Source organism: Collinsella sp. CLA-ER-H9 (genome assembly GCF_040092295.1).
Taxonomy (GTDB): Bacteria; Actinomycetota; Coriobacteriia; order Coriobacteriales; family Coriobacteriaceae; genus Collinsella.
Genome location: NZ_JBBNLV010000017.1, coordinates 1 through 21,413, shown reverse-complemented (window position 1 = coordinate 21,413; position 21,413 = coordinate 1). Strand labels below are relative to the sequence as shown.

General features: G+C 59.4%; 19 protein-coding genes. All 19 read left to right on the top strand.

Annotation, left to right across the window (positions count from 1 at the left end; genetic code table 11):
• Nucleotide 1 precedes the first annotated feature (1 nt).
• The 19 genes from AAAX73_RS08520 to AAAX73_RS08430 all read left to right on the top strand — a co-directional run bounded on the left by AAAX73_RS08520 (nt 2) and on the right by AAAX73_RS08430 (nt 21,176).
• Entirely contained in the window at nt 2-2,017 is a 2,016-nt protein-coding gene (locus AAAX73_RS08520; RefSeq protein WP_006236160.1) for a dipeptide/oligopeptide/nickel ABC transporter permease/ATP-binding protein, read from the top strand.
• Nucleotides 2,018-2,845, top strand: coding sequence for an ABC transporter ATP-binding protein (locus AAAX73_RS08515; RefSeq protein ID WP_006236159.1), 828 nt, complete (start codon nt 2,018-2,020; stop codon nt 2,843-2,845).
• An 80-nt stretch (nt 2,846-2,925) separates the two neighbouring features.
• On the top strand, nt 2,926-3,903 hold the full coding sequence (locus tag AAAX73_RS08510; RefSeq protein WP_195625204.1) for an acetylxylan esterase: 978 nt from the start codon (nt 2,926-2,928) through the stop codon (nt 3,901-3,903).
• Nucleotides 3,896-4,747, top strand: a complete 852-nt coding sequence (locus AAAX73_RS08505; protein WP_117800627.1) for an acetylxylan esterase — start codon at nt 3,896-3,898, stop codon at nt 4,745-4,747. The genes AAAX73_RS08510 and AAAX73_RS08505 overlap by 8 nt, the downstream gene beginning before the upstream one ends.
• A 68-nt stretch (nt 4,748-4,815) precedes the next feature.
• Complete coding sequence (locus AAAX73_RS08500; protein WP_055251831.1) at nt 4,816-5,736, top strand: dihydrodipicolinate synthase family protein; 921 nt, start codon at nt 4,816-4,818, stop codon at nt 5,734-5,736.
• 172 nt (nt 5,737-5,908) lie between these two features.
• Nucleotides 5,909-6,874: an ROK family protein gene (locus tag AAAX73_RS08495; protein WP_006236155.1), complete on the top strand. Its 966-nt coding sequence runs from the start codon at nt 5,909-5,911 to the stop codon at nt 6,872-6,874.
• A gap of 140 nt (nt 6,875-7,014) precedes the next feature.
• Entirely contained in the window at nt 7,015-7,701 is a 687-nt protein-coding gene (locus tag AAAX73_RS08490) for an N-acetylmannosamine-6-phosphate 2-epimerase (RefSeq protein ID WP_022094877.1), read from the top strand.
• A gap of 98 nt (nt 7,702-7,799) precedes the next feature.
• Nucleotides 7,800-8,720 (top strand): RNase adapter RapZ, encoded by a 921-nt coding sequence (gene rapZ, locus AAAX73_RS08485; RefSeq protein WP_349125620.1) that lies wholly within the window; start codon nt 7,800-7,802, stop codon nt 8,718-8,720.
• A gap of 6 nt (nt 8,721-8,726) precedes the next feature.
• Nucleotides 8,727-9,656 carry a DNA-binding protein WhiA gene (gene whiA / locus AAAX73_RS08480; protein ID WP_055251835.1) on the top strand — a complete coding sequence of 310 codons (930 nt, stop codon included), beginning with the start codon at nt 8,727-8,729 and terminating at the stop codon, nt 9,654-9,656.
• A gap of 193 nt (nt 9,657-9,849) precedes the next feature.
• Nucleotides 9,850-10,875 (top strand): type I glyceraldehyde-3-phosphate dehydrogenase, encoded by a 1,026-nt coding sequence (gene gap / locus AAAX73_RS08475; RefSeq protein WP_022094880.1) that lies wholly within the window; start codon nt 9,850-9,852, stop codon nt 10,873-10,875.
• A 140-nt stretch (nt 10,876-11,015) separates the two neighbouring features.
• Entirely contained in the window at nt 11,016-12,206 is a 1,191-nt protein-coding gene (locus AAAX73_RS08470) for a phosphoglycerate kinase (RefSeq protein WP_006236149.1), read from the top strand.
• Nucleotides 12,199-12,966 carry a triose-phosphate isomerase gene (gene tpiA, locus AAAX73_RS08465; protein ID WP_022094882.1) on the top strand — a complete coding sequence of 256 codons (768 nt, stop codon included), beginning with the start codon at nt 12,199-12,201 and terminating at the stop codon, nt 12,964-12,966. Before AAAX73_RS08470 ends, tpiA begins: the two co-directional genes overlap by 8 nt.
• Before the next feature lie 5 nt (nt 12,967-12,971).
• A complete protein-coding gene (gene gpmI, locus AAAX73_RS08460) occupies nt 12,972-14,525 on the top strand; it encodes a 2,3-bisphosphoglycerate-independent phosphoglycerate mutase (RefSeq protein ID WP_055251837.1) in 1,554 nt (517 codons plus the stop codon).
• 158 nt (nt 14,526-14,683) lie between these two features.
• Nucleotides 14,684-14,938: a preprotein translocase subunit SecG gene (gene secG / locus AAAX73_RS08455; RefSeq protein WP_006236144.1), complete on the top strand. Its 255-nt coding sequence runs from the start codon at nt 14,684-14,686 to the stop codon at nt 14,936-14,938.
• Nucleotides 14,939-15,232: 294 nt separating this feature from the next.
• Nucleotides 15,233-16,909 (top strand): ABC transporter substrate-binding protein, encoded by a 1,677-nt coding sequence (locus tag AAAX73_RS08450; RefSeq protein WP_040359996.1) that lies wholly within the window; start codon nt 15,233-15,235, stop codon nt 16,907-16,909.
• A 156-nt stretch (nt 16,910-17,065) separates the two neighbouring features.
• Nucleotides 17,066-18,103 (top strand): ABC transporter permease, encoded by a 1,038-nt coding sequence (locus AAAX73_RS08445; RefSeq protein WP_117746680.1) that lies wholly within the window; start codon nt 17,066-17,068, stop codon nt 18,101-18,103.
• Between the two features lie 14 nt (nt 18,104-18,117).
• A complete protein-coding gene (locus AAAX73_RS08440; protein WP_006236141.1) occupies nt 18,118-19,053 on the top strand; it encodes an ABC transporter permease in 936 nt (311 codons plus the stop codon).
• 2 nt (nt 19,054-19,055) lie between these two features.
• Entirely contained in the window at nt 19,056-20,147 is a 1,092-nt protein-coding gene (locus AAAX73_RS08435; RefSeq protein ID WP_055251840.1) for an ABC transporter ATP-binding protein, read from the top strand.
• Nucleotides 20,148-21,176, top strand: coding sequence for a dipeptide ABC transporter ATP-binding protein (locus tag AAAX73_RS08430; protein WP_006236139.1), 1,029 nt, complete (start codon nt 20,148-20,150; stop codon nt 21,174-21,176).
• The last annotated feature ends 237 nt before the right edge of the window (nt 21,177-21,413 follow it).

Sequence of the window (21,413 nt, the reverse complement as noted above, 5' to 3'; positions counted from 1 at the left end):
TATGGTAAAGATTCGAGAGAAGCAAACCGAGCAGCTCGAGAAGGCTGCCTCCAAGGGGCTCAAGCTCGGTGGCTGGAAGAAGATGACGCTGTCTTCTAAGATTGCCGCCGTCGTGCTGGTGCTGGTCGCCCTGACTGCGATTTTGGCGCCCCTTCTTGCCCCCTATAGCCCGGTCGAGATCTTTACGGCTCGCCAGGCTCCCGGCAACGGATTTATCTTCGGTACCGACGATAAGGGCCGCGACATTCTGTCGCGTATGCTCTACGGTGGTCGTTACTCGCTGATTATCGGCTTTGGCGCCACTGCCATGGCTCTGGTCTGCGGCTCGGTCGTGGGCGCCCTTGCAGCGGTTTCGCGCAAGTCTATCTCTGAGGCGATCATGCGTATCCTGGACATCATCATGTCCATCCCGGGTATCGCCCTCGCAGCCGTTTTCGTCTCCATCCTGGGCAATTCCGTGCCGTCGATCATTTTCGCCATCGGCTTTATGTACACTCCGCAGATCGCCCGTATCGTGCGCGCCAACATCGTGTCCGAGTACGGTGAGGACTATGTCCGCGCGGTCATCGTGTCCGGCGCCAAGGCTCCGTGGATTCTGATCAAGCATGTTCTGCGCAACTGCATCGCTCCGATCATGGTCTTCACCGTTACCCTGGTCGCAGACGCCATCATCTTCGAGGCCTCGCTGACCTTCATCGGCGCCGGCATCCAGGAGCCCACCGCTACCTGGGGCAACATCCTCGCCGACGCCCGCGGCGGCGTGCTCGCTGGCCGTTGGTGGCAGGCACTGTTCCCGGGCCTGGCCATTATGATCACCTGCCTGGCGCTCAACATCCTCTCCGAGGGTATTACCGACGCCATGGCCGCTGCTCCCTCCGCCGCCCTGGATCCGACCGATTCCTCCAAGCGTCGCGAGGCCGATCTGCTGGTCTCCGACCCCGTTCGTGCCTACAAGGAGCAGGCTCAGTCCCTCTCCGCTCGCCTTGGCGCCCTGCGCGATGTCGAGCTCAAGCGTAACGACCGCCATGTGCCCGACGAGTCTGTCGAGCCGATTCTCTCGGTCCGTGACTTCTGCATTCAGTTTGAGCACCACGGTGACATCAACGTCGTCGACCACGTCAACTTTGACGTCCGTCCCGGCCAGACCATGGGCCTGGTAGGCGAGTCCGGCTGCGGTAAGTCCATCACCACGCTGGCCATCATGGGCCTGACCGACGATGACGAGCACCTTTCTGGTGAGGTTCTCTGGGAGGGCCGCGATCTGCTCAAGATGAGCAAGAAGGAGTGGTTCGGCCTGCGCGGTACCGATATCGCCATGGTCTATCAGGACGCCCTGTCCTCGCTCAACCCCTCCATGCTCATTTCCGCCCAGATGAAGCAGCTCACCAAGCGCGGCGGCACCCGTAGCGCCGAGGAGCTCCTGGAGCTCGTGGGCCTCGACCCCAAGCGTACGCTCGAGAGCTATCCGCATGAGCTTTCCGGTGGTCAGCGTCAGCGCGTTCTGATCGCTATGGCCCTTACCCGCGACCCCAAGCTGGTCATCTGCGACGAGCCCACGACCGCTCTGGACGTTACCGTCCAGAAGCAGGTCATCAAGCTGCTCAACGACCTTCAGGCCAAGCTCGGCTTTGCCATGATCTTCGTTTCACACGACCTGGCGCTGGTCGCCGAGGTCGCCCACAACATTACGGTTATGTACGCCGGCCAGGTTATCGAGCAGGCGCCCACCAAGGAGCTGCTCACCAACCCGATTCACGAGTACACCCGCGGCCTTCTGGGCTCCGTCCTGTCCATCGAGAGCGGTTCGGGCCGCCTGCACCAGGTGCCCGGCGCCGTTCCGAGCCCGCGCGATTTCCCCAAGGGCGATCGCTTCGCGCCCCGCTCGAGCCATCCGCGCATTGGCCTGGACACCCGTCCGGTCTTCAAGCGCGTGCCCGGCACCGAGCACTTCTATTCCGAGCTCCCCGACGAGGTGCTCAAGGCAAATGGTTTGACCCCTCACGCGGAGGTGATGTAGATGAGCGAGACCGCAGTCAACGGCGTCGAGCCGATCATCTTCCTTGATGACGTCCACGTCACCTTTAGGACCCGTACCGGCTCGATTCTGCACCCCAACCTGGTTCATGCCGTCCAGGGTGTAACGATTAAGCTCATGCCCGGACAGACCATCGGCATCGTCGGCGAGTCCGGTTGCGGAAAGTCCACCACGGCTAACGTCATGTGCGGCCTTCAGGCCCCCACGAGCGGCAAGGTCTACTTTAAGGGCAAGGACGTCACCAAGCGTACCGCCGAGGACCGTCGTCACATGGGCCGCGTCATCTCGGTCGTGTTCCAGAACCCCGCGACGGCACTCAACCCCCGCATGGTCGTTCGCGAGCAGCTGCTCGATCCCATGCGCGTCCACAATCTGGGCACCGAGGCCGAGCAGGAGAAGCGCGTCAAGGAACTCTTGGAGCTCACCGGTCTGCCCAGTTCTGCCGCCGAGGTTCTTCCCGGCCAGCTTTCGGGCGGCCAGCGCCAGCGCGTCGCAATTGCCCGTGCCCTGTCGCTGAACCCCGATGCCATCATCGCCGACGAGCCCACCTCGGCTCTGGACGTTTCGGTCCGCGCGCAGATTCTGAACCTGCTGACCGACCTTAAGAAGGAACTCGGCCTGGCCATGGTGTTCATTAGCCATGACATCCAGACGGTCCGCTATATTTCCGACGACATCATCGTCATGAATGGCGGCAAGATCGTCGAGCAGGGCGAGGCCAAGCAGGTCTTCCAGCACCCTCAGGACCCCTACACCAAGATGCTGCTCGGCGCTGCGCCGTCGCTGCTGCATCCCAAGCTCGGCGAGTAGCCTCGCTTTCCCTCCCGTGCGCCCGGTTCCCTTGCCGGGCGCACCTCCGTTGCGATTTCGAAAGGTTGGGTTCACGAGCCATGCCAAGTGCTCAGGAGCTACAACAGCAATTTGGTGAATATCGAGGCGCCATGCCCCGTCCATCAGATTTCGATCTCTTTTGGAAGGATCGCATGGTCGAGGCTGACGCCGTCGGGCTTGACTATGCGATCGAGGCGGCATCGGTCACCGATGCCGTGACCTGCCAGCTTTTCGATCTCTGGTATACCGGCATGTGTGGCGCTCGCCTGCACGCCAAGTACCTTAAACCTGTCTCGGACGAGCCCATGCCATTGGTACTTCAGTTCCATGGATATCCAGGTGCGAGTCGCAGCTGGTTTGAGCAGGCATCGTTTGCGGGCATGGGCATGGCGCTCATTGCTCTCGATTGTCCTGGTCAAGGAGGTCCGTCCGAGGACATTGGCGGATTTGAGGGCACAACGGTCGCGGGCCATATCGTCGCCGGTATCGACGGTGACCCGGCCAACCTCTACTATGTCCGCTTGCACCAAGATATTCGCATTCTGTGCCGTATTGTTCGCGAGCTCGAGGGCATCGATCTTGCCCGTGTGTTTGTGAACGGCGCGTCGCAGGGCGGCGGTTTGGGTATAGCGACCTGTGCGCTTAACAGCGAGCTTATCAATCGCGCCGCCATCCTCTATCCCTTCCTGTCGGATTTCCGCCTGGTCTGGGATTTGGATGCCGACGACATCGCCTACGAGGGCCTGCGCTATTGGTCTCGCTGGTTTGACGAGGACTCGACTCGTATCGACGAAGCCTATGCCAAGCTGGCGTACTTCGATTCCAAGAACTTTGCCCCCATGGTCAAATGCCCCGTGCTGTTTGGCACGGGCACAGCCGATATCGTCTGCCCTCCGGCGACGCAGTTTGCAGTCTACAACAACCTGACCTGTGAAAAGCGTCATGAGTTCTTTGAAGGCTTCGGTCACGAGGAGATTCAGGATTTTGACGATCTGATCATTCCGTTTTTCTGCAAGGGAGGGGAGGCTCATGTCTAAGTGCGAGAGCAATATCGATGAGCTGATTGTCCCCGAGCTTGCGGGAATTGCTGGGACGGTTTCGTCAAGGCTCTCTGATTTCCGGGATTGGCGCGGCGATGCTTCTGCGGATGTTTCCGAGTTGGAGACAGCCGCTTCGGACCTTGAGGTTTGCGGGCTGACCGTTACGGCGATTGATTTCGCAAATCCGTGCGCGCGCTACTCCGAGGTTTCCTTTGAGCTCGGCGGGTATGTCGTGCACGGCCGTTTGATTGAGCCTGTTGGTCGTGACCGGGCATCCGAGCTTGTGCCACTATGCCTGATGTTTCACGACATCGACCGACCTGTGCGCGGCTGGCATCACATGACGAGATTTGTCGCCATGGGGTATGCCGTCCTCGCGCTGGACGATGAGACTATTGGATCCAACGATCTGCAGCAGGGGATTACCTCGCCTGCTTTTGTCGAGCGTGTCCGTTGGGGCTGCGCGTTGGCGAAGGTTGCGCGCAACCTTGATGGCATGGATCCCGACCGCATCTTTGCATGGGGCGAGGGCCTTGGCGGCGGTGTCGCGCTGGCGGTTTCTGCTCTGGACGAGCGGGGCCTTGCCTGCACGGCGCTTGCCAATCCGCTTCCCAGCGGTCTCGAGACGCTGTCGCCTCGGGTTCGTGGCTCGGTGCTCATGGGCACATCGCTCATGGATACCGTGAGTGATCCCAAGGGTCAGTTTGCCGTATTCAACGGTCTTGAGTGTGACCGGAGGCATATCATCTATGCCAAATACGCTCACGAGCGCATCAATGCGTTCGAAAACGAAGTCGTCGACTTCTTTAACCAAACGTTCTATCCGTGTTCTTTGGCCTAGACGGCCTGGACACTGCCAACAAGAGTGGGTGGCATAGGGCCGCCCGCCAGACAACTAAGGAGATTCTTGTGGCAACTCAGAAATTCACCGGCGTTATCCCTCCCGTCGTTGTTCCCGATACCGAAGACCACCAGCTCGACGTTGCCTCCTTTGAGCGCAGCATCAACCGCATGATCGACGCCGGCGTCGATGGCCTGTTCTTCTTGGGCTCTTCGGGTGAGGTCGTTTTCTCCACCGACGAGCGTCGTCGCCAGATCATCGCCGAGGCCGTCCGCATCGTCGACCACCGCGTGCCCGTCTTGGTCGGCATCATCGATACCGAGACCGAGCGCATGATCGAGCACGGCAAGGTCGCTCAGGAGCTGGGCGCCGATGCGCTCGTCGCCACCTGCCCGTTCTATGCCCTGCAGGGCATGACCGAGGTTGAGGAGCATTTCCGCATCCTGCACGAGGAGCTCGACCTGCCCATCTTCGCCTATGACATTCCCGTGTGCGTTCACACCAAGCTCCCCTGGAAGCTCCTTGCTAAGCTCGGCGCCGAGGGCGTCCTGGCTGGCGTCAAGGATTCCTCGGGCGATGACATCTCGTTCCGCTACCTCATTCAGGAGAACGAGAAGAACGGCCATCCGATGAGCATCCTTACCGGCCATGAGGTCGTCGTCGACGGTGCCTATCTCGGTGGCGCCGACGGTTCCGTCCCGGGCCTCGCCAACGTTGAGCCCGAGGGCTACGTTCGTCAGTGGAAGGCCGCTCAGGCTGGTGACTGGGCTACCGTCAAGGCCGAGCAGGATCGCCTCAATGAGATTTCGCACATCTGGGATGTCACCTCGGGCGTCCAGGGCTATGCCGGTGGCGTCGGCGCCTTCAAGACCGCTATGAACCTCATGGGCATCTTCGACAGCCCGACCATGCCGCGCCCGGTGAAGGCCATGACCGGTGAAAACGTCGAGGCGATTCGCAAGGTCCTCCAGGACAACGGTCTCCTTTAAAGCTTTCCCAGGCACCCGACCTCGCCGTTCAACCGTGCGGCCATGACCCATTAGGTCAATGGCCGTACGGTTTCTCGGCGATCTCGGGCACCTGGAAAACCTTTACCGCGCTGTGACGGCTAGCCTGACGGCGCATTTCCTGTAGTTGTTTTTGTCTCCGAAGGAGAACAACATGGAGAACAAGTACGTCTGCTCTGTCGATATCGGCGGAACTAAGATCGCGACTGCCATCATGGAGTACCCGGCTGACGGCGGTGTGCCCCATCCCGTTTTTGAGGCTGAGGTTCCCACCGAGGCCCAGGAGGGTGGCGAAGCGGTCTTCCAGCGCATCGAGGCGTCTATCAAGGCAGCTCTTGAAGCAAATCCCGATGTCGAGGTCCTCGGAGTTGGCATCGGCGCTGCCGGTGTCGTCGACCCCAAGACGGGCGCCATCGCGTATGCCAATGAGATTATGCCCGGCTGGTCCGGCGTTCAGTTGGGGCCGCGCCTGCGCGAGGACCTCGGCCTTCCCGTTGCCGTTGTAGGCGACGTGCAGGCTCATGCTCTGGGCGAGGCCCACTGGGGCGTCGGTAAGGGCAAGTTCTCCGTCTTGTGTTTGGGCATCGGTACGGGCATCGGCGGCGCATATGTCGAGAACGGCCGCGTGATGCAGGGCTTCCATGGTGCTGCCGGCCATATGGGCCACATCGAGTGCTCGGCTGCCGCCGGCATTCCCTGCGCCTGCGGGCGTTCCGGCCATCTGGAGTCGGTTGCTTCGGGCACTTCCATTGGTCGTATGTACGATGAGCGTTTTGGCCGCGTCGACCCCAGCCGTCCTTCGGTCGGCCGTGACGTGAACGACCTGTGCCGTGCGGGCGACGCAAAGGCGACCGAGGTCATCCATGACGCCGGCTTTGCGCTGGGTGCCAGCTTGGGCTCGCTCGCTAACATCCTGGACCCCGAGGTCATCGTGCTTTCGGGCGGCGTGATTCACCAAGGTCCCGATTGGCGTTCACAGACGTGGAAGGACTCGGTGCACGAGGGCTATGCCAGCCAAGCGCTCGACCCGCTTCAGGACACGCCGATCCTCATCGGCTCTCTGGAGGGCGACGCGCCGCTCATCGGTGCCGCCGAACACCTTCTTGCATCGTTGAAGTAAACATAACTACCAAGTGCGCCTTCTGAGGTGCCGCAGATTGACGTGAAAGAGGAGCGAAGCGTACTTCGGTACGCGAGCGACGGTTTGAACGTCAAGGTGCGGTGTCTCAGAAGGCTGTTTTGAGAAAGGTTGAGTCGAACATGACCGTTGATCCTTTGATCCAGTCCCTGAAGGGTAAGCTCGTCGTGAGCGTTCAGGCGTATATGGGCGAGCCGCTTCGTACGCCCGAGACCATGGCTCAAATGTCCCGCGCTTGCGAGCTTGGCGGCGCCGCCGCCATTCGCTGCCAGGGCCTTGCCGACATTGCCGCCATTAAGGGCCGCTGTGAGGTTCCTGTTATCGGCCTGTGGAAGGATGGGCACGAGGGCGTTTACATCACGCCGACGCTGCGTCACGCTCGCGCCTGCGTTGCTGCCGGTGCCGATATCGTGGCGATCGACGCCACCGATCGTCCGCGCCCCGATGGTAAGACGGTCGAGGATACCTTCCGCCCGCTGCACGAGGAGGGTGTGCTCCTGATGGCCGATTGTGCCACCATCGAGGACATTCGCCGTGCTGTTGATATGGGCTTTGACCTGGTATCCACCACGCTTTCTCACGGCGTCGCCGCCATCGACTGCACCATGGCCGATGGTCCCGACCTGCCGCTCCTGCGTCAGGCGACCGAGGAATTCCCCGGCCTTCCCATCATTTGCGAGGGTCGCGTACATACGCCCGAAGAGGCTCGCGCTGCAATCGACGCCGGCGCGTGGGCCGTTGTCGTCGGCACCGCCATTACGCACCCTACGAGTATTACAAGTTGGTTCAAGGCTGCGCTTGAGGCGTAAGACGGGCCTCGTATCCGCTTGGGGCGGTATACTCAATAAAGGCAATTGATCGCGCGGGATCCGCTGGCCGGGTCCCGCGCTTATTTTAGGAGGCACACATGCAAAAGGGAGATGCCATGGATGCGGCGGAGCGCTCGGAGCGTATCCCCGATATCGTTATCATCACCGGAATGTCCGGCTCGGGCCGAACGCAAGCCATGCATGTGTTTGAGGACATGGGCTATTTTTGTATCGACAACCTGCCCCCACGCCTGATTGCCCAGCTTGCAGAGCTCGTTGGCATCAATACGGGCGTGGGCAGGCACCTTGCCGTTACCTGCGACCTGCGTAGCCAGGGCTTGTTCGATGAACTGCTCGATGCTGTTGCCGCACTGGAAGAGCGCGAGATGAGCTGCGACATCGTGTTTCTCGAGGCGTCTGACGAGGTGCTGATTCGCCGGTATAGCGAAAACCGTCGCCGCCATCCCATTGCAAAGCCGGGGGAGACCACGGCCGACGCTATTCAGCGTGAACGTCTGCAGCTGAAGGGCGTTCGCGATCGAGCGGATATGATTATCGACACGAGCCACTTGCGCACTTCTGCCTTACGTAACAAGCTTCGCATGGCTTTTTCCGAGCTGTCCGACCAGCAGCTTATGGACGTCCACGTGTTCTCGTTTGGCTTTAAGCATGGCATGCCCGTCGAGGCGGATATCATGATCGATGTGCGCTTCTTGCCCAATCCTTTCTACGATCCCGAGATGCGTACCATGACCGGTCTCGATAAGAAGGTCTCCGATTTTGTCTTGGACCACCCTAAGACCCAGGAGTTTTGGAAGGCCTGGACACAGTTGCTCGATACGGTCATGCCGGGTTATATCGCAGAGGGCAAGCCGCAGCTTTCCATTGCCATCGGCTGCACGGGCGGACAGCACCGTAGCGTCGCCATTGCCGAGGCCACGGCCCGCTACCTGGAGGGTGCTCAGTATCATGTGAGCATCTCCCATCGTGACCTGTCGCGTGCCAACACGAAGGCATAGGTTTACATGTCGTTTACCGCTGAGGTGCGTGACGAGCTTGCGCGCTGCGAACCAGAATGCGAATACTGCGATTTGTCGACGCTTGCTGCGCTCACGCGTGTGAGCGGCACGCTTTCGTTGGCGGGCTCGGGACGGTACCGCTTGACGGTCGCGACCGAGACGGGTGCTGTGGCGCGCACGATGATTGCGCTGACGCATCGCATTCTTAAGCTCAAGACCGAATTCACGGTTCGTAAGTCGGTCCTGCACAAGGTGCGAAACTACCTCATCACCTTGCCCGATCAGCCCGATTTGGATAAGGCTCTGGTGCTGCTGGGCATTCTCGACCGTAGGGGAGGGCTCGTCGCGGGTGTGCCGCGCCACATCGTTGCCCGTCCTTGCTGCAGGCTCGCCTATATTCGCGGTGCGCTGATTGCCGGAGGCTTTGTTGCCGACCCGCGTGGCGATTTTCATTTGGAGATCGCGGTTCAGGGCGAGGAGTATGCAAAGGGACTTTGCGATCTTCTGGAGCAGATTGGAGTTCACGCCCGCGTCAATGCGCGTCGCGGCTCGTATGCCGTGTACATCAAGAGTGCCGAGGAGATTAAACGTCTGTTACAGCTGATTGGCGCCAAGCGCAGCGTTGCCGAGATTGAAGAGGCCCGCGCAGTCAAGCTGGTGAAGAACGACGTGAATCGTCGCGTGAACGCAGAGCTTGCCAACCAGACCAGAAGTGCCGGTGCCGCTCAACATCAGCTTGCGCTCATCGACGAGCTTGATCGGCGCGGTTTGCGTGAAACGCTGCCGGACGCTCTGGCAGTCTTTTGTGACTTACGCGAGCGTTACCCCGATCTCTCGCTGCGAGATTTGGGGGAAATGGCCGACCCTCCTTTGTCGAAGTCGGCCTTGTATCACCGCGTTTTGCGCCTTGAAAAGCTCATTGAAGCAAGCAGGTAGTTTAACGCAATAGCTTTTATGGTGGTTGAACTGCTGTTTTATACGTTAAAGCGTTTTAACGCAAATTTGATTTTCAATTTCGAGCATTCTCGTGAAATTCAAGTCAAAAAAAAGGTATATTAGGCGAGTGGTTAGTTTGTGGGCCTCAACGGCGGGCGCTGTAGCTTGCGGGGGCCTTACGAAAGGAGACACAATGGCAGTAAAGGTTGCTATTAACGGCTTCGGTCGCATCGGTCGTCTGGCCTTCCGTCAGATGTTCGGTCATGAGGGCTCCGAGATCGTCGCTATCAACGACCTCACCTCTCCCGATATGCTCGCTTACCTGCTGAAGTACGACTCCACGCAGGGCAACTATGCTCGCGATCACGAGGTCGTCGCTGGTGAGGATTCCATCACCGTTGACGGCAAGGAGATCAAGATCTACAAGGAGGCCGACGCCAACAACCTGCCTTGGGGCGACCTCGACGTCGACGTCGTTCTCGAGTGCACCGGCTTCTACACCAGCAAGGCTAAGGCTCAGGCCCACATCAACGCTGGCGCCAAGAAGGTCGTCATCTCCGCTCCGGCCGGCAGCGATCTGCCCACCATCGTGTACAACGTCAACCATGAGACGCTGACCGCTGAGGACAACATCATCTCCGCTGCTTCCTGCACCACCAACTGCCTCGCCCCGATGGCCAAGGGTCTGAACGACTTCGCTCCCATCGTGTCCGGCATCATGACCACCATTCACGCCTGGACTGGCGACCAGATGCCGCTCGACGGCCCGCAGCGCAAGGGCAACAAGCGTCGTAGCCGCGCCTGCGCCGTTAACATCGTCCCCAACACCACCGGTGCTGCCAAGGCTATCGGCCTGGTTCTCCCCGAGCTCAACGGTAAGCTCATCGGTGCCGCCCAGCGCGTCCCGACGCCGACCGGCTCCATCACCAACCTCTACGCTGTCGTTGACAAGAAGGTCACCGTCGACGAGGTCAACGCCGCTATGAAGGCCTACGCTGCCACCATCTCCGAGACCTTCGGTTACAACGAGGACGACATCGTCTCCACCGATATCATCGGCGAGACCCACGGCTCCATCTTCGACGCCACTCAGACCATGTGCTCTGACCTCGGCAACGGCCAGACCCTCGTTCAGGTCACCTCTTGGTACGACAACGAGAACTCCTACACCTCTCAGATGGTCCGCACCATCAAGTACTTCGAGAAGTTCGTTGCTTAATTTAGCTTTTAGCGAATAGCTCGTTGAGCGTCTAAAGAAGGGCGCGGCCTCATAGGGCTTACACCCTAGGGTCGCGCCCTTTTTATAGGAAATCGTCTGCCGTAATGGGAGGCAGACACGTACGAAAGGTAGAAGCAAACATGGCCTTTACCAAGAAGACCGTCCGCGACATCGATGTCGACGGCAAGCGCGTTCTCGTCCGCGTTGACTTCAACGTGCCTATCAAGGATGGCGTCGTTGGCGACACCACCCGCATCAAGGCAGCCCTGCCCACTATCAACTATCTCGTTGAGCACAACGCTCGCGTCATCCTCATGAGCCACCTCGGCCGTCCCGAGGGTACTGGCTTCCAGCCCGAGCTCTCCCTCGAGCCTGTCGCCAAGAAGCTCGCCGAGCTCTCTGGCCTTGACGTTGCTTTTGTTGCTGACACTTATGGTGAGAAGGCCGCCGAGGCCGTTGCCGCCGTCGAGCCGGGCAAGGTCCTCGTTCTCGAGAACGTCCGTTTCGACAAGCGTGAGAAGAAGAACGATCCCGAGATCGCCAAGAAGCTCGCTTCCTATGGTGACGTCTTCGTTCTCGATGCCTTCGGCACCGCCCACCGCGCCCAGGGTTCCGTCGTGGGCCCCGCCGCTTACCTGCCTGCCGTCGCTGGCTTCCTGCTCGAGAAGGAGGTCGACACGCTGACCGGCATCTTCGCCGAGCCCGAGCGCCCCTTCGTCGCTATCGTCGGCGGTTCCAAGGTTTCCTCCAAGATCGGCGTTCTCGATCACCTCATCGACTCTGCTGACACCCTGATCATCGGTGGCGGCATGGCCTACACCTTCTTCCTGGCTCAGGGCCTGTCCGTCGGTCAGTCCCTCAAGGAAGAGGACTGGGTCGAGCGCGCCGGCGAGATGCTCAAGAAGGCCGAGGAGAAGGGCGTCAAGATCCTGCTCCCCATCGACAACCGCGTTGCTGATCACTTTGGCGAGGACGCTGTCCCCGAGGTTGTCGCTTCCGACGCTATCCCCGACGACCGTGAGGGTATGGACATCGGCCCCAAGACCGAGGAGCTCTACGCCGAGGCTGTCAAGGGTGCCAAGACCGTGTTCTGGAATGGCCCCATGGGCGTCTTCGAGTTCGATAACTTCGCTCACGGCACCCAGGCTATCGCCGAGGCTGTCGCCGAGGCTGATTGCACCTCGATCATCGGTGGTGGCGACTCTGTCGCAGCCGTCAACAAGTTCAACCTGGCCGACAAGATGAGCTGGATCTCTACCGGTGGTGGCGCTTCCATGGAGCTCGTCGAGGGTAAGGCCCTGCCCGGAGTGGAGGCGCTTCTCGATGCCTAATCGCACCCTTCTTATTGCTGGTAACTGGAAGATGAACAACGACGTCGCCGAGGCCGCCAAGCTCGCCGACGAGCTGGCTCAGGCTCTGCCCGAGGTTCCGGCTGGCGTCGAGGTGCTCGTCTGCCCTCCGACCATCGACATCACCACGGTTCATGACCGCATTCAGGCTGCCCCCATCGCCCTCGGTGCACAGAACGTGTACTGGGAGGCCAAGGGTGCCTTCACCGGTGAGTCTTCTTGCGACATGCTCAAGTCCGCTGGCTGCACCTACTGCATCATCGGTCACTCCGAGCGTCGTGATTACTTCCACGAGACCGACGAGGATCAGAACAAGAAGGCCAAGGCCCTCGTTGCCGCCGGACTTGTTCCCGTCTTCTGCTGCGGTGAGTCCCTTGAGGTCCGCGAGGCCGGCACCTATGTCGAGCACGTCGTGAACCAGGTCAAGGCTGGTCTTGCTGGTCTTGAGATCACCTGCCCCAAGCAGGTCGTCGTCGCCTACGAGCCCATTTGGGCCATCGGCACCGGCAAGACCGCTACCGCCGAGGACGCTCAGGAGGTCTGCGGCGCTATCCGTGAGACCCTCAAGGAGATGTTCGGCGAGGAGCTCGCCAACGGCATCCGCGTTCTCTACGGCGGTTCCGCTAAGCCCGGCAACATTGCTGAGCTCGTCGCCAAGCCCGACGTTGACGGCGCCCTCGTGGGCGGCGCTTCGCTCAAGGCTGCCGACTTTGCCTCTATGGTCGTCAAGGCAGGCGAGTAGGACATATGGCACAGCGTCATCTTCCTGCACTCCTGATCATCATGGATGGTTGCGGCCTTGCTCCGGCCGATGGCGAGAACGCCGTCGCCGCTGCCAAGACGCCCTTCCTTGATAGCCTGTACGAGAAGTACCCCCACACCACGCTCGGTGCTTCGGGCGAGGACGTGGGCCTTCCCGATGGCCAGATGGGCAACTCCGAGGTGGGTCACCTCAACATCGGTGCCGGCCGCATCGTGTTCCAGGAGCTTTCGCGCATCAACAATGCCATCAAGGACGGCTCCATCGCCAAGAACGAGGTTTTCGTTAAGGCTATGGACGATGTCAAGGCTGACGGCAAGACCCTTCATCTCATGGGCCTTATGAGCCCTGGCGGTGTTCATTCTCATATGAGCCACGTCGAGGCTCTGGTCAAGATGGCTGCCGAGCACGGTGTCAAGACCGTTCGCGTCCACGCCTTCATGGATGGTCGCGACGTTGACCCGCAGTCCGGTGCCGGTTACATGAGTGAGTTCTGCGCCTTCCTGGCTAAGATCTCCGAGGAGACCGGTTGCGACGCTCGCGTTGCCACCGTCTCGGGCCGTTATTGGGCCATGGACCGCGACAACCGTTGGGAGCGCATCCAGCGCGCCTACGACGTCATGGTCAACGCATCCGATGCCGATACCGACCCTGTTGCCGGTATCAAGGCCTACTACGAGAAGGATCCGCGCGGCGACGAGTTCGTCGAGCCCTTCGCTGCCCACAATGAGGGCATCCACGAGGGCGACGCGGCCATCTTCTTCAACTTCCGTCCCGACCGCGCTCGTCAGATGACTCGCGTGTTCACGGACAAGGAGTTCGACGGCTTTGAGCGCGAGCAGATCAAGCTTTCGCACTTTGTGACGATGACCGAGTACGACCCGACGTTTGACGTCGAGGTCGCCTTCCCCAAGACGTTCCCCGAGAACGTCCTGGCCGACGTTATCGCCGCCAATGGCCTGAAGCAGCTGCACACCGCCGAGACCGAGAAGTACGCCCACGTGACGTTCTTCCTCAACGGCGGCATCGAGGAGCCCAAGGAGGGCGAGGAGCGCGTGCTCGTCGCTTCTCCCAAGGTCGCTACCTACGACCTGCAACCTGAGATGAGCGCTCCCGAGGTTACCGAGAAGCTTGTCGCTGCCATCAACGAGGATCGCGCTGATTTCTACATCGTGAACTTCGCAAACTGCGACATGGTTGGTCACACCGGTGTCTTCGACGCTGCCGTTAAGGCCGTCGAGGCTGTTGACGATGCCCTGTCCAAGGTTGTCCCGGCGATTCTCGCTAAGGGCGGCTTTGCGCTGATTACCGCCGATCACGGCAACGCCGATCACATGTTTGACGTTGCTTCCGACGGTTCCAAGCATCCGTTCACGGCTCACACCACCAACCGCGTGCCGTTCATCATCGTTGATGAGAAGGCACAGCTCACCGGTATCGAGGACGGCCGTCTTTCCGATATCGCTCCGACCATGCTCACCATGGCTGGTATTGAGCCTTCCGCCGAGATGACGGGTCGCGTACTCGCCACCGAGGCCTAATAGAAAACAAATACCGTTTTCTAGTAAGGGGGTTGTCCACAACCGGACAACCCTCTTTTTTGCGCTATTTCTACCTCGTCACCAAATGGCTGATGGGGGAGTGCTGGGGGTTGTGGTACAGTACTGGAGTTTGAATTGTTCTATTAAGGAGCTTATCTATGGGTCCGTTCCAGATTCTTCTGTTTGTCGTTTGGGCTGTCTCTGCCGTGGCGCTGACGATTCTCGTCCTGATGCATTCCGGTAAGGGCACCGGCGTTTCGGATATGATCGCTAGCTCGCTGTATAACTCCAGCTCTGCCACAGGCGTCATGGAGCAGAACCTCGATCGCCTGACGGTAATTATGGCCGTCGTTTTTGCCGTGTGTGTCGTCCTGTGCATGTTCTTCTTCCCGCAGGGTATCGTCGGCTACTAAGCACGAGCCACATAAATACTTGAAAAGGGTTCTGCAAGTGCGGGACCCTTTTTGTTTACATATTTGTAACAGAGCCAAAATATCCCCACATACTTCGCCCAACTAAAGAAATTCTCGACCGTTGACGGGAATTAGCCCCAAATCGTGTATAAAATGCGCTAATGTATTGCGAAACGTTGGTTCGTTGTGCATATCCAGCCATAGCAACGGGCGGCGTTTTGATGGTTCGGATCGGATTGTCTCGACATGTGTCCGACTGAACATTTCTTTGTCCTATCTCATAAGGAGGATGGCATGGCTGATTCTATGTTCCACCAGCCCGTTATGGGTCGTCGCGCCTTTGTCGGCGGTACCCTTGCTGCGAGCTCCATGGCTTTTCTTGCCGCATGCGGCAAGAAGGGCGGCGACGCTTCCGGTTCTGAGTCCGGTTCGAAGCTGAACTTCTACATCAACAACCCGGTCTGCATCGACCCCTACAATGTCCAGGAGGACCAGGGCACTCAGGTCGAGTACCAGCTCTTTGATGCTCTGACCTCTTATGACGCCGAGAAGGGCGAGATCGTTCCGCTGGCTTGCGAGTCCTTCGAGGCCAACGACGACGCCACCGAGTTCACCTTCAAGATCAAGAAGGCCAAGTTCCACAACGGTGACGACGTTACCTCCAAGTCCTTCAAGCTCGGTTGGGAGCGTCTGGTCAACACCAAGTCGGCTGTCGCTACCGAGTACGGCCCTTCCGAGGTCTCCTATCACCTCTCCATGGTCGAGGGCTATGACGATCTGCTTGCCGGTAACGCTACCGAGCTCAGCGGTGTTACCTGCCCCGACGATGAGACCCTCGTCGTCAAGCTGGCTTCCGCTTACGCCGACTTCCCCTTCGTCGCCTCTCACCCGGCTCTGGCCCCGGTTCCCGAGTGCGCCGAGTCCGATGTCAAGAGCTTCTACCTCGCCCCGGTCGGTAACGGCCCGTTCATGATGGACGGCAAGTGGGAGGATGGCCAGGAGATCAACGTCAAGAAGTTCGACGATTACTATGGCGACAAGGCCAAGATCGATGGCATCCACTTCCAGGTCATCAAGGACATGGAGACCGCCTACAAGGAGTTCCAGGCCGGTAACCTCGATGTCTGCGACGTTCCCGTCGCTCAGATCGACGCCGCCAAGAAGGATCGCGGCGTGTCCAAGGACGGCTACACCATGGGTGACGGCGAGCGCATGCTGCTCGGCGCCGAGCCTTCCACGTACTATCTGACCTGCAACACCACGGCCGAGCCGTTCAGCAACGCCGACCTGCGCAGGGGTATCTCCCTGGCCATCAACCGTGAGGCCATCTGCAAGACCATCTTCAAGGGTACCCGTACTCCTGCCGACGGCATTGTTCCTCCGGGCATCGATGGCTACAAGGAGGGCGCATGGGAGTTCTGCGCCTACGATGTCGACAAGGCTAACGAGTACCTCGACAAGGTTGCTCCCGCTGGCGCTAACGGGGATCGTGGCATTAGCGTGACCCTGTCCTACAACCAGGACGGCGGTCACAAGGAGATCATGGAGTCCATCATCGGTGACCTCGCCAAGGTTGGCGTTACCGCTGTCTCCGATACCCCTGAGTGGTCTGCCCTGCTCGAGCAGTATCAGAACTTTAACTATCAGTTCGGTCGTCTGGGTTGGATTGCCGACTACCCGATCATGGACAACTTCCTGTATCCGCTGTTCCACTCCGACTCCCTCGGTGGCGACAACCGCTCCGGTTACAACAACCCCGAGTTCGACGCCAAGGTCGACGAGGCTCGTACTATTGTTGACGACGAGGAGCGCGTCGCTAAGATGCAGGAGGCCGACGCAATGGTCGCTGCCGACTGCCCGGTCATCCCGATTATGTTCTACACGCACACCATCGCCGGCTCCGATCGCATTAAGCACCTCTATGTCGATCCGCAGAAGCACGCCGATCTGGGTACCGCTGAGCTCGCCTAAGAGTTTGCAGCTTCCGTGAGGGTCAAGTATTTACGTAGACCTCATGGGAAACATACAGTTCTCCCTAACCTGGGGTAAACTGGCTGATGGTAATTTTGGGATGCCGGTCTGGCGATCGGCATCCCATTTAGGTTAATCCCTAGATAGGGGAGTGGTATGGGTAAGTACATCGTTAAACGTGTGCTTCAGTTCATCCCGGTGTTTTTGGGCGTTACGCTGATTCTGTTCGCCCTCCAGAATATCGTGCCGGGAGATCCGATCAAGCTGATCGGTGGAGACAAGGCTCTGTCCCCCGAGGTGGAGCTTCAGCTTCGCGTCCGCTATCACCTGGTCCAGACGGACGAGGACGGCAACGCGATCCTTGACGAGAACGGCGACCCCGTTCAAACGTCGCTCGTGGACCGTTACTTGTATTACATGAACGGCCTGCTTCATGGCGATCTGGGCAATTCGTATCAGCGCAAGCTGCCGGTTACGGAAATCTTTGCCCAGAAGTATCCGTATACGGTCAAACTTGCCGCGTGCGCCATCGTGCTCGAGGCAATTATGGGTATCGGTGCGGGTATCATTTCGGCGGTAAAGCGTTATTCCTTCTGGGATATTTTGGTAACGCTCACCACGTCGATCCTCGTTGCGGTCCCGGCCTTCTGGCTCGGTATGTTGCTGCAGCTGTTCTTTGGCGTCATCCTCAAGGACGCCACGGGCGGTGCAATCTCCATGCCGATCTCGGGTGCCGGCGGTTCCAGCTCTCAGTATCAGGATTGGATGCACTATGTGCTTCCGACCATTACGCTGGCTTCGGTTTCGACCGCTTATGCTGCGCGCATTATGCGCTCGCAGCTGCTTGACGTCATGAACCAGGATTACATCCGTACGGCAAAGGCCAAGGGTCTCTCCAATCGTGCGATCATCGTCAAGCATGCGCTTAAGAATGCACTCATCCCCGTCGTTACCTATATTGGTGTCGACTTTGGCGGCATGCTTTCGGGCGCCATCCTGACCGAGACGGTCTTCAACTGGCCCGGTATCGGCTATGAGGTCTATCGCGCCATTAGCATGCGTGACTGGCCCATCGTTATGGGCGGCGTTACGCTCATCGTTGTCGTCGTCATGGTGATCAACCTGCTCGTCGACATTAGCTATGCATTCCTCGACCCGCGCATCCGCCTTGGCGGTCCGTCGGATAAGGCCTAAGGGAGGTACGTCTCATGCAGGAAACTGATTCTCAGTCTCAGGAGCAGGCTACCGCCACCAAGGTCGCATCTGCTCCCGCCAAGTCCCGCACGCTGTGGGGCGACGCTTTTAAGCGTCTTCGTAAGAACAAGCTCGCCGTTATCGGTGTCTGCTGGATCATCATCGTCGTTGTGGTTGCCCTGACCGCAGATCTGTGGGCTAAGCCCTGGCTCGGTTCACCGACGGCTTCCGATTCGACCACCATGGCCGAGACATCGCTGCTGGCTCCGTGTGCCGAGCACCCGTTTGGCACCGATGCCCTCGGTCGCGACATTCTCGTCCGCGTTATCTACGGTGCACGCGTTTCGCTTTCTGTCGGTATCATGGCCACCGCCATCTCCACATTGATCGGCCTGGTCATGGGCGCCCTGGCCGGTTTCTACGGCGGCATTTGGGATACGATCATCATGCGCTGTGCGGACATCTTCCTGGCGTTCCCGTACGTGCTGTTCGTTGTCGCCATGATCGCCGTTATCGGCCGTGGTCTTCAGAACGTCTTTATCGCCATCGGCATTCTTGGCTGGCCTTCGATTGCGCGCGTCTTCCGCTCTGCAATCTTGACGGTCAAGGAAAACGACTATGTTGATGCAGCGCGCGCGATGGGTGCATCTGATGCTCGTATCGTCGTGCGTCACATCTTCCCGAACTCCGTCGCCTCCATCGTGGTCTACGCGACCATGAACATTGGTGGCGCCATTCTGACCGAGTCCGCTCTGTCCTTCCTCGGCATGGGCGTTATTCCGCCTACGCCTTCGTGGGGCTCCATGATTCAGGACGGTCAGCAGTATCTTCTGACCGCTCCCTGGATGATGATCATGCCCGGTCTGGCAATTCTCTCGACGGTGCTTGCCTTCACCCTGCTGGGTGACGGTCTGCGCGACGCCCTCGACGTCAAGATGAAGGACGCATAAGGATGAAGAAGAACAAGAACTATGTGGACCTGAAGGACCAGCCGGTTCCTGAGGGCCAGCATCTGCTCGAGGTCGATGACCTTAAGATGTATTTCCACACCGAGGATGGCGTTGTTCGCGCTGTCGACGGTGTCTCCTACACGCTCGATCGCGGCGAGACCCTGGGCGTCGTCGGTGAGTCCGGCTCCGGTAAGTCCGTGACCGCCATGACCATCATGGGCCTCATCTCGATGCCTCCGGGAAAGATCGAGGGCGGTGACGTTCGCTATCGCGGCCGCTCCATCCTCGAAATGACCGAGGAAGAGATGCAGCACATTCGCGGCAACGATATCGCGATGATCTTCCAGGATCCTATGACCTCCTTGAACCCGGTCTATAAGATCGGCAGGCAGGTGGGCGAGGGTCTTCGTCTGCACCGTGGCTACTCCAAGCAGGAGGCGCTCAAGCGTGCCACCGAGCTTTTGGACCTCGTGGGTATCCCCGAGCCCGAGAAGCGCGTCAATGAGTATCCGCACCAGTTCTCTGGCGGTATGCGTCAGCGAGTCATGATTGCTATGGCCCTTGCCTGCGATCCCGATATTCTGATTGCCGACGAGCCCACGACTGCCCTGGACGTTACCATCCAGGCTCAGATTATCGAGCTCATGCAGGAGATGCAGGAGAAGAACGGCAACGCCATCATCATGATTACCCATGACCTGGGCGTTGTCGCCGATATGGCCGATAAGATCATGGTTATGTACGCCGGCCGCCCCGTTGAGTTCGGTACTGCTGAGGAAATCTTCTACGAGAGCCGCCACCCCTACACCTGGGGTCTTATCCGCTCCATCCCGGAGCAGGCAATCGAAGAGAAGAAGCCGCTGACGCCGATTCACGGCAACCCGCCTTCGCTCATGAACCTGCCTGAGGGCTGCGTCTTCTCTCCTCGTTGCCCCTACGCGACGGACAAGTGCCGCAAGCAGCGCCCCGAGCGCGTTGTCACCGAGTCCGGTCACTATTCTGCGTGCCACTATTCCGGTGACCCCGAGTTCCTCAAGAACGCTCCTGAGACGTCCCGTACGCGCAAGGATTCCAAGAAGGGAGGCGAGGCGTAAATGGCAGACAATAACGAGCGCACTCCACTGCTGAAGGTCGAGCACCTCTCCAAGGAGTTTCCCGCAGAGTCCGGCATGTTCGCCAAGCGTTTTTCCAAGCGCGTCGTCTCTGCTGTAAACGACATCTCTTTTGAGATTTATCCTGGCGAGACCTTTGGTCTGGTTGGCGAGTCTGGTTGCGGTAAATCCACCACGGGCCGCACTATCATGCGTCTGACCAAGCCGACCGCCGGCAAGGTGTTCTTCCAGGGCAAAGATGTTGCCGAGATGAGCAAGCATGAGATCAAGGACATGCGTCGCGAGATGCAGTTTATCTTCCAGGATCCTTATGCTTCGCTCAACCCTCGTATGACCATCGGTGAGATTGTCTCCGAGCCCATGACCATTCACGGCGTGGGCACCAAGGAGGAGCGCATTGAGCGTGTCCGTGAGCTTCTCGACGTTGTCGGACTGAACCCCGAGCACATTAACCGCTATCCTCATGAGTTCTCCGGCGGTCAGCGTCAGCGTGTCGGCATTGCCCGCGCATTTGCGCTGAAGCCCAAGCTGATTATCTGCGACGAGCCGGTTTCTGCTCTGGATGTTTCCATTCAGGCCCAGGTTCTAAACCTGCTCAAGGAACTGCAGGACAAGTTCGGTACCGCATATCTGTTTATCGCCCACGACCTGTCTGTCGTGCAGCATATCTCCGATCGCGTTGCCGTTATGTATCTGGGTAAGATGGTCGAGGTTTCGGACTGGAAGACGCTCTACAGCGAGCCCCACCATCCGTACACGCAGTCGCTGCTGTCTGCCGTGCCGGTTCCCGATCCGGATATCCAGAAGACCCGTAAGCGCATCATCCTCGCCGGTGATCCGCCGTCACCGCTGGATCCGCCGACCGGTTGCCGTTTCCACACGCGCTGCCCGATCGCTCAGGGTATCTGCTCCGAGAAGCTGCCCGAGTTTAAGGAGGTTGCACCGGGTCACTGCTGCGCCTGCCACTTCGCCGAGCCGTTCCCGATCAAGGAATCGCACATCGACCTTTAGTCGGTTGTTCTCGTCCGGGCCCGTGCTGGATTTAGTTTTCAGAACGTCCTCGACCATGGAAACCCCCTTATCCTGCTCCTTCGGAGCTGCGGATAAGGGGGTTTCCTGGTCTGACGCTCCTATTTGGCAAGGTGTTTTTTAGAATCCTTTTTGCGCTCGGCCTCGAAGGCCTGCCTGTCCCAATCGAGCGGAAGTCCGGCCTCGACCCATGCCTCGTAGGCCCTCCTTATGGGCTTG

Bases quoted from the DNA above. Each gene is read 5' to 3' on its own strand.
- AAAX73_RS08520 (WP_006236160.1), top strand. From the start codon at position 2: ATGGTAAAGATTCGAGAGAAGCAAACCGAGCAGCTCGAGAAGGCTGCC.
- AAAX73_RS08515 (WP_006236159.1), top strand. From the start codon at position 2,018: ATGAGCGAGACCGCAGTCAACGGCGTCGAGCCGATCATCTTCCTTGAT.
- AAAX73_RS08510 (WP_195625204.1), top strand. From the start codon at position 2,926: ATGCCAAGTGCTCAGGAGCTACAACAGCAATTTGGTGAATATCGAGGC.
- AAAX73_RS08505 (WP_117800627.1), top strand. From the start codon at position 3,896: ATGTCTAAGTGCGAGAGCAATATCGATGAGCTGATTGTCCCCGAGCTT.
- AAAX73_RS08495 (WP_006236155.1), top strand. From the start codon at position 5,909: ATGGAGAACAAGTACGTCTGCTCTGTCGATATCGGCGGAACTAAGATC.
- AAAX73_RS08490 (WP_022094877.1), top strand. From the start codon at position 7,015: ATGACCGTTGATCCTTTGATCCAGTCCCTGAAGGGTAAGCTCGTCGTG.
- rapZ (WP_349125620.1), top strand. From the start codon at position 7,800: ATGCAAAAGGGAGATGCCATGGATGCGGCGGAGCGCTCGGAGCGTATC.
- whiA (WP_055251835.1), top strand. From the start codon at position 8,727: ATGTCGTTTACCGCTGAGGTGCGTGACGAGCTTGCGCGCTGCGAACCA.
- gap (WP_022094880.1), top strand. From the start codon at position 9,850: ATGGCAGTAAAGGTTGCTATTAACGGCTTCGGTCGCATCGGTCGTCTG.
- AAAX73_RS08470 (WP_006236149.1), top strand. From the start codon at position 11,016: ATGGCCTTTACCAAGAAGACCGTCCGCGACATCGATGTCGACGGCAAG.
- tpiA (WP_022094882.1), top strand. From the start codon at position 12,199: ATGCCTAATCGCACCCTTCTTATTGCTGGTAACTGGAAGATGAACAAC.
- gpmI (WP_055251837.1), top strand. From the start codon at position 12,972: ATGGCACAGCGTCATCTTCCTGCACTCCTGATCATCATGGATGGTTGC.
- secG (WP_006236144.1), top strand. From the start codon at position 14,684: ATGGGTCCGTTCCAGATTCTTCTGTTTGTCGTTTGGGCTGTCTCTGCC.
- AAAX73_RS08450 (WP_040359996.1), top strand. From the start codon at position 15,233: ATGGCTGATTCTATGTTCCACCAGCCCGTTATGGGTCGTCGCGCCTTT.
- AAAX73_RS08445 (WP_117746680.1), top strand. From the start codon at position 17,066: ATGGGTAAGTACATCGTTAAACGTGTGCTTCAGTTCATCCCGGTGTTT.
- AAAX73_RS08440 (WP_006236141.1), top strand. From the start codon at position 18,118: ATGCAGGAAACTGATTCTCAGTCTCAGGAGCAGGCTACCGCCACCAAG.
- AAAX73_RS08435 (WP_055251840.1), top strand. From the start codon at position 19,056: ATGAAGAAGAACAAGAACTATGTGGACCTGAAGGACCAGCCGGTTCCT.
- AAAX73_RS08430 (WP_006236139.1), top strand. From the start codon at position 20,148: ATGGCAGACAATAACGAGCGCACTCCACTGCTGAAGGTCGAGCACCTC.